General features: G+C 71.3%; 6 protein-coding genes. 5 read left to right on the forward strand and 1 reads right to left on the reverse strand.

Going from position 1 to position 6,700, the window contains the following annotated elements:
* Positions 1–367: 367 nt before the first annotated feature.
* The gene (locus ACTWP5_RS15760; protein WP_443221574.1) at positions 368–802 is read left to right on the forward strand and encodes a hypothetical protein; all 435 of its coding nucleotides are present in this window, start codon (positions 368–370) and stop codon (positions 800–802) included.
* Positions 803–984: 182 nt separating this feature from the next.
* Positions 985–1,416 carry a gamma-glutamylcyclotransferase family protein gene (locus ACTWP5_RS15765; protein ID WP_443221575.1) on the forward strand — a complete coding sequence of 144 codons (432 nt, stop codon included), beginning with the start codon at positions 985–987 and terminating at the stop codon, positions 1,414–1,416.
* 65 nt (positions 1,417–1,481) lie between these two features.
* Here ACTWP5_RS15765 and ACTWP5_RS15770 read toward each other — a convergent pair whose 3' ends face one another.
* A complete protein-coding gene (locus ACTWP5_RS15770; protein ID WP_443221576.1) occupies positions 1,482–2,669 on the reverse strand; it encodes a hypothetical protein in 1,188 nt (395 codons plus the stop codon).
* Positions 2,670–2,853: 184 nt separating this feature from the next.
* Between ACTWP5_RS15770 and ACTWP5_RS15775 the strand changes: the two genes are divergently transcribed.
* The 3 genes from ACTWP5_RS15775 to ACTWP5_RS15785 all read left to right on the forward strand — a co-directional run.
* Positions 2,854–3,261, forward strand: a complete 408-nt coding sequence (locus tag ACTWP5_RS15775; protein WP_443221577.1) for a hypothetical protein — start codon at positions 2,854–2,856, stop codon at positions 3,259–3,261.
* A gap of 144 nt (positions 3,262–3,405) precedes the next feature.
* Positions 3,406–5,532 carry an AAA family ATPase gene (locus ACTWP5_RS15780; RefSeq protein ID WP_443221578.1) on the forward strand — a complete coding sequence of 709 codons (2,127 nt, stop codon included), beginning with the start codon at positions 3,406–3,408 and terminating at the stop codon, positions 5,530–5,532.
* A partial coding sequence (locus ACTWP5_RS15785; protein ID WP_443221579.1) for a WD40 repeat domain-containing protein occupies positions 5,529–6,700 on the forward strand: 1,172 nt, incomplete at its 3' end. The genes ACTWP5_RS15780 and ACTWP5_RS15785, both read left to right, overlap by 4 nt.

Genomic DNA, 6,700 nt, shown 5'->3' on the forward strand with positions numbered 1-6,700 from the left:
CCGTTCCGCCCCAGGAGGTGCCCTACCTCGCGCTGTGCGTGCTGGACGCCCAGGGCAGGGTCATGCTCCGGCTCAACCCTGCGTTGTACACCCCACACGACCTGAACCAGTTCACGCGCCACCCCGGGCTCCCAGGAGCGGGCCGAACGCGCCGGTCACCGCGAGGGAACTCAACAGGACCTACCCTCGGATCGTCCCGTTCAGGGAGGCACGCCCGCTCCTGACGGGCCTCCTGGCATCGCCGCTCCTGCTGGCCGTCCTCATGGTCGCGGTGCTGATCACGTCGATGGGCGTCCTGACCTGATGCGACCGGCCGTCCTCGTTGGTCTCAGTCCGTGTGAGGAGGCCCGGCTGCCATGATTTCGGGATGACCCCGGACCTTCCTCGTACCATTCGAGCTGTCGATACCGAGCAGCTTCTCGCCTTGGAACGGGAGGCCGCCGCATACGGTTTCAGCCAGCGTCTGCCGGTCGACTGGCTGCGCCAGCATGTGGCCGCTGAGGCGACGCACTACCTGTTCCCCATACTCGTGCACCAGCTCAGCCACCGTCCCGAGGTGTCGCCCCAGTGGCGGTGCCTGCTGCTGCTGACGGTCAGGACCAGCGAAGAGATTCGTAGCCTGCTCGACGTCCTTCCCGACACCTTCGACAAGCTCCCGAAACCTGCAAGTACGGCTTCTCGCGCAGATCTCGTCCGCCGCCTGAACGGAGCTGTGACCCAGCGCGAATGGTCTCAGAGCGAACGCGCACGGGCGGAACGAATGACTCCTGAGACCACCTCGGACGATCCGCCACAGCGGTGAGACGAGCCCGGTACCGCCACCGGTTGGTGAGGGAGGGCTCGCGGTGATCTGGAGGGGCGCCGGCCGCGATCGTAGGCCGGCTGGTGCTCATCTCGTACAGGTACACAGCGAGGTGGGCGTCGGCGAGGACTGCGTGAACTCACTTCTTCCGAAGGGCGCGCCAAGGGCACATCATGCCTGGCATGAGTCGCCTCCCGACCTCGCCCGACAGCCTCTTCACCTACGGGACCCTCCGAGTCGACCGCGTCATCAACGGTCTGCTCGGCAGGGTGCCTGCGAGCGCCTCCGACACCGCTCGCGGGTGGCGTGCCGCCAGCTTGCGGAACCGCGTGTACCCCGGGCTGGTGCCGGCCCCGGGCGAGTCTGTTCAGGGCCGGCTCTACACCGATCTGAGCGCAGAGGAATGGAACGTCCTCGACCGCTTCGAGGACGACCTGTACGTCCTGCGCCGGCTGCGGCTCGACAGCGGCAGGCAGGGATGGGCGTACGTCTGGGACGCGGAGGAGGTGCTCGCCCGCAACTGGAGCGTCGAGGAGTTCGAGGCAGAGCACCTCGACGCCTACGTGAGCAGGTTCTCCTCCCCGTCCTTCCGCGACGCGCGACGCGGCGCATGAGCCCGGTGAGCTCTTCGGCAGAGTCACCGGAGGCGAGGGCGACGAGCGGTCGTCGATGCTCGGGCTCAGGCGGCACGTTCGGCGCGCACCGCCGCGTGCACTCGTTTCGCCCGTGCCCAACGACGCGAGATGGCCTTGCCCACGGCGTTGACGGAGGGCTCCCTGCCGAACCTCTCCGCGAACTCCTCGAAGAGTCGACGGGCGATGTCCAGTTCGCCGGCGGAGAAGGCTTCACGTCCGCTCGGGAGGCGGACGGAGCCGGCGCTCTCCAGTGAGCTCTCCGGCCCGTTCTCCGGAGATGTCTCCGGGGCGGCCGGGGGCGGCACGTGGGCACGGCGAACGTTGATAAGCGGGTGTACGTGACGCGGCAGCTCGTCCGCGTCGGGTTTCCTCCTCTCGGTGGTGAGCTCCCAGGGTGAGGGTGGGCGGACACGGGAGAGCGAGAAGGCGTTTCGTGAGAGGGCGAGGTCGGCGAGGAGGAAGCGGCGAACGGTCGCGTCGTGCGCGGCGCCGGAGGCGCGGAGGGCGTGGCGCAGCCGGCGGAGAACCCAACGTTGTCTCGGCGTCAGGCGCTCCTCGTCGGCCGTTACCAGCCGATCAGCCAGGCGGGCCGCGCGGATCGTGGCGCGGCGGTTGGGGACCGCGTCGTCTCCGTGCCGTCGCTGCCGCGTTCGAAGGGGTTCGCGCAGGCGGATGTCCCGAGCCGTGCGGCGTTCGGGTGCCAGGCCCCGCTCCCACAGCCACCCCGCGACGACCGGGGCGGCCAGCCGCACGAGCACGGTCACGAGCTGCTGGCCGGTGGACGTTCCGGGCGGCGCGGCCACCGCCGCCTCGGTCGCGGAGATCAGCGCGGAGGCGCCGACCGCGACCCACAGGCCGATCCCGTCGACGCCCGTCGCTCCGGTTTCCAGGACGTTGGCTCGGGCGCGGATGCCGCAGGCCACGATCGTGCCCTCCAGGAGACCGAGCACCGTCAACGCGACGGGCGTGACCAGTTCGGCAGGGATGCCCGCCGCGACGACGGCCGCCCGGGTCACGGGCCACATGCCGAGCAGCGCCGCCGCCGTGGCGATCGAGGCGACGACGTACGTGACGGCGTTCGCACGGGCCCGAGCACGGCGAACGCGTTCGGCGCGGTGCGCTTCCTCGGCGCCCGCGGATGGTGATGCGCCGTCGGGTGATGGCGGGTGGCGGAGTTCGGAGGCTGGTGATGCGGCCGGGGGTGGGGGCGGGGTGGCGTGGGCGGTGGTCACTGGTCACCGCCAAGGCGCGGCGCAACGAGGTGGCTAGGGTGTCGCACAGCTCGGTCTCCTCAGTGGGTTGAGGGCTCGGGTGAGGCTCCGGGCCGGCGGTGACGCGCCCGCCCGGGGCTGTTCTGCTGCCGCAGCCCCACCAGACTTACATCACTTACAAGACTCGCGCAATTACTATGAGTGCATGTCCCACGACACGCGCCGTGCCCCGAGCGAAGACCTCCGCCTGCACTGGGGCCCTGCTCTCGCCGACGCCCTCCACCACCGCGTCCACCGCGAGGTCACCCGGAATGACCGCGTCTCGGCGGTCCTGGTGCCGCCGCACTGGTACACGACCGCCCGCCGCGCGGTCACGGCCCCGGCACCACGGTCGCGGACCTCGCGCGCGGGCCGGGAGGGGTTGACGCGCGTACTGGACGCCGTCGAGTACGAGAGCGCCCACGTCGCGATCACGCGGTACGGACGCACGGCTGGTCTCCTGGTCCCGGTGGGGTGGTACCGAACGGCGATCGACGCGCTCACCGTAGGGGTGGAGGACACGGTGGGCGATCGGGAGGAGGCACCGGAGGAAGAGGCGTTCGCTGAACGGTGACGTCGCCCCGCGCCCGGCCCTGCGCCGCTGTCCGTCTGCGCGAAGCTGAAGCTGATGCTGATGGCCTCTCACAGTGACGACGCGGTTGCTAGGGTCAGTCTGGGAGGGATGGCGGGGACACCGCACACCGGAAGCGGGGGTGTGATGCGGCGGACAGCCGAGGCGCCGAACGGGACACCGAACGAGGCGCCGAGCTACGCCGTGGTGCCGGTCGGCATCGCGCTGCGGATGGACGAGGACGGCGAGTCGCCGCGCCCTGGCCTGCAACCGCTGGAGCAGGCCCCGGAACACGCGCGGCGCGTGGCCGACGCCCTGCGCGCGTTCGGGTACGTGCCCCACTCCGTCGTGACCGACGCGTCGCGTCTGGGCCCGGAGGACCGCATCGATCGCGCCGTTGTCTGCCCGTCCACGAACGTCCTGGTCGTGCACGTCGTCGGCCACGGCGAACTCGCCGAGGGCAGCAGCGACAAGCTGTATGTCTTAGGCGAGGACGGGCAACGTTTCGAGAGCCCCGTCAGCACGTGGATCGGCAAGATCGAGGACCACCCCGACCGTCACCGCCCACAGACCCTGTTCATCCTGGACGTCTGCCACGCGGGCCAGCCCGCCGTGACAGCCTGGCACTCCCGGATGGACGCCGCCCGACGCCGGGCGTGGGTGCTGGCGGCCACGCTCCCGACTGACCGGGCGTACGGGTACCGGTTGAGCCGGGCCGTGGCCCGGGTGCTGACGAAGTACCGCGACGGGGAGTTCCGTTTCGACTCCTCCGTCCGCCACATCCCCGTGGCGACGGTCTACCGGGACGTCGAACGAGCGGTGCACGAGCTGATCGAGGAGGACGGCGGCGGCCTGCCGCAGACGATCTCCGGCAGCCTGATCCCCCTGCACGCCGACCTCTCCCACCTGCCGTTCTTCCCCAACCCCTCCTACTCCCAGGCCGGAGGGGACGACGTGGCCGCGACGCTGCCACCGGAGATCGCGCGCCTGGCGGACTGGGCCTGGGACCCCGAGCACTTCATGCGCCGCGGCGGCGGCGCCGAACCGGTCGGCCGCCACTGGCGACAGGGGTACTTCTCCGGCCGCGAGGCCGAGCTGCGGACGCTGGCGGCATGGCTGGACGACGAGAAGGCCGGCCCAGGCCTGCGCGTCGTCACGGGAAAGCCGGGGGCCGGCAAGTCGGCGCTGCTCGGGGTCCTGGTCTGCGCCGCCCATCCCGCGCTGCGCCGGCACACCGAACGCCTGTGGCAGTCGATCCGCGACCAGGCCCCCGGAGAAGCGGAACGGCTGGCCGTCGTCCACGCGCGCCGCCTGGGCCTGCGCCAACTCGTCGCCGCCCTCGCCCGTCAACTGCGCCACCTGCACGCCGGACCCGGCGACGCGGCGGAGGCCGACGACAGCGAAGTCGTCGCCAACCCGGCGGAGCACCTGCTGCGGCTGGTCCCGGACGACGGCCGCCCGGTCACCCTCGTAATCGACGCCCTCGACGAGGCCGACCGCCCCACCGACATCGTCACCGCCCTGCTCGTTCCCCTGGCCCGCCACGCCCTGGCACCCGGAGGCCGGCTACGGCTGCTGGTCGGCACCCGAGACGAGCCTCAGCTCGGCAGCCTGCTCGACCTCGCCCGCCAGCGGGCTCATGCCCTCATCGACCTGGGCGACACCCCGCCCGAGGTGCTCAGGGAGGGCATCCGCCGCTACGTCGAGCAGCTCCTCTCCGCCGAGGGCCCTTACGCTCTCGGTTTCCGGCGCACGGCCCGCGAAGCCCTGGCCCGCTCCATCGCCGAAGAACTCACCGACCCCGCTCGGCCGTTGCAGGGCTGGGGAGAGTATTTGGCAGCGGGCCTGTACGTGCACTTCCTCCTGGCCCCCACGAACACTCCGTGCGACACCCGGGAGGAGGCCCAGGCACTGGGCCGTCGCGTACCGCGCACGCTGCCCGAGCTCCTGGACCTGGACCTGGCCCGCAACCAACACCAGCCAACGTTGCGTCCCGTGCTCGCCGCCTTGGCCCACGCTCAGGGACGCGGCATGCCGGAACACGTCCTGGCGTACGCGGCGACCGCCTTCACACCGTCCGCGGCCGCCCGACCGCCGGGCCCCCTACCGCTTCCGGAGCTGTACGCCGTGCTGGACCACGAGGCCCGCTTCTACCTGCGCCGCGACGTCGACACCGACGGCACGACCCTCTACCGCCTCTTCCATGAAGGGCTCGCCGACTGGTTGCGCGCCCACCCTCACACCCCCGACACCAGCAAGGAGGCACAACCGTGACCACGGCACCTCCCCTCCGGCCCGTCGAGGCGCTGTACGAGCAGCTGCTGGCCGCCGTACCGCGCGACGGCTCCGGTCGACGGCTGTGGCATCTGGCTCCGCCCTACCTGCTGCGCCACGCCGCCCAGCACGCCGCTGACGCCGGCCGCCTCGACGAGCTACTCACCGACGGCGAGTTCCTCGTCCACGCTGACCCTCACGTCCTCCCCGGGGTGCTGCGCCACCACGCCACCAGCGAACGGGCGCGCCTGTCAGCAGCCGTCTACCGGGCCTCCTGGGGCGTCCACCACAGCCTCACCTCCGACGCACGGCGGCAACTCCTCAGCATCGATGCCGCGCGCTTGTCCCACCCACTACTTCGTGAGCACCTCCGCAGCGACTCCCACTGGCAGGTGCGCTGGGCCACAGACCAGCAAGTCTCCACATCACTGGTGGACACCCTGACCGGCCACACCAGCTCGGTGTGGGCCGTGGCTATCGCCGAGCTCGACGGTCGACCCCACGCCGTCACCACCAGCGACGACCACACCGTCCGCGTGTGGGACCTCACCACCGGCACCACCACCCACACCCTCACCGGCCACACCAACGCGGTGACGGCCATCGCCGAACTCGACGGTCGACCCCACGCCGTCACCACCAGCGACGACCACACCGTCCGCGTGTGGGACCTCACCACCGGCACCACCACCCACACCTACACCGGCCACACCGACAGGGTGCGGGCCGTGGCCATCGCCGAGCTCAACGGTCGACCCCACGCCCTCACCACCAGCGACGACCACACCGTCCGCGTGTGGGACCTCACCACCGGCACCACCACCCACACCCTCACCGGCCACACGAACGTGGTGTGGGCCGTGGCCATCGCCGAGCTCAACGGTCGACCCCACGCCCTCACCACCAGCAGCGACCACACCGTCCGCGTGTGGGACCTCACCACCGGCACCACCACCCACACCTACACCGGCCACACGAACGTGGTGTGGGCCGTGGCCATCACCGAGCTCAACGGTCGACCCCACGCCCTCACCACCAGCAACGACCACACCGTCCGCGTGTGGGACCTCACCACCGGCACCACCACCCACACCCTCACCGGCCACACGAACGTGGTGTGGGCCGTGGCCATCGCCGAGCTCAACGGTCGACCCCACGCCCTCACCAC

Source organism: Streptomyces sp. 4N509B (assembly GCF_052245655.1).
In the GTDB taxonomy this organism is placed as follows: domain Bacteria; phylum Actinomycetota; class Actinomycetes; order Streptomycetales; family Streptomycetaceae; genus Streptomyces.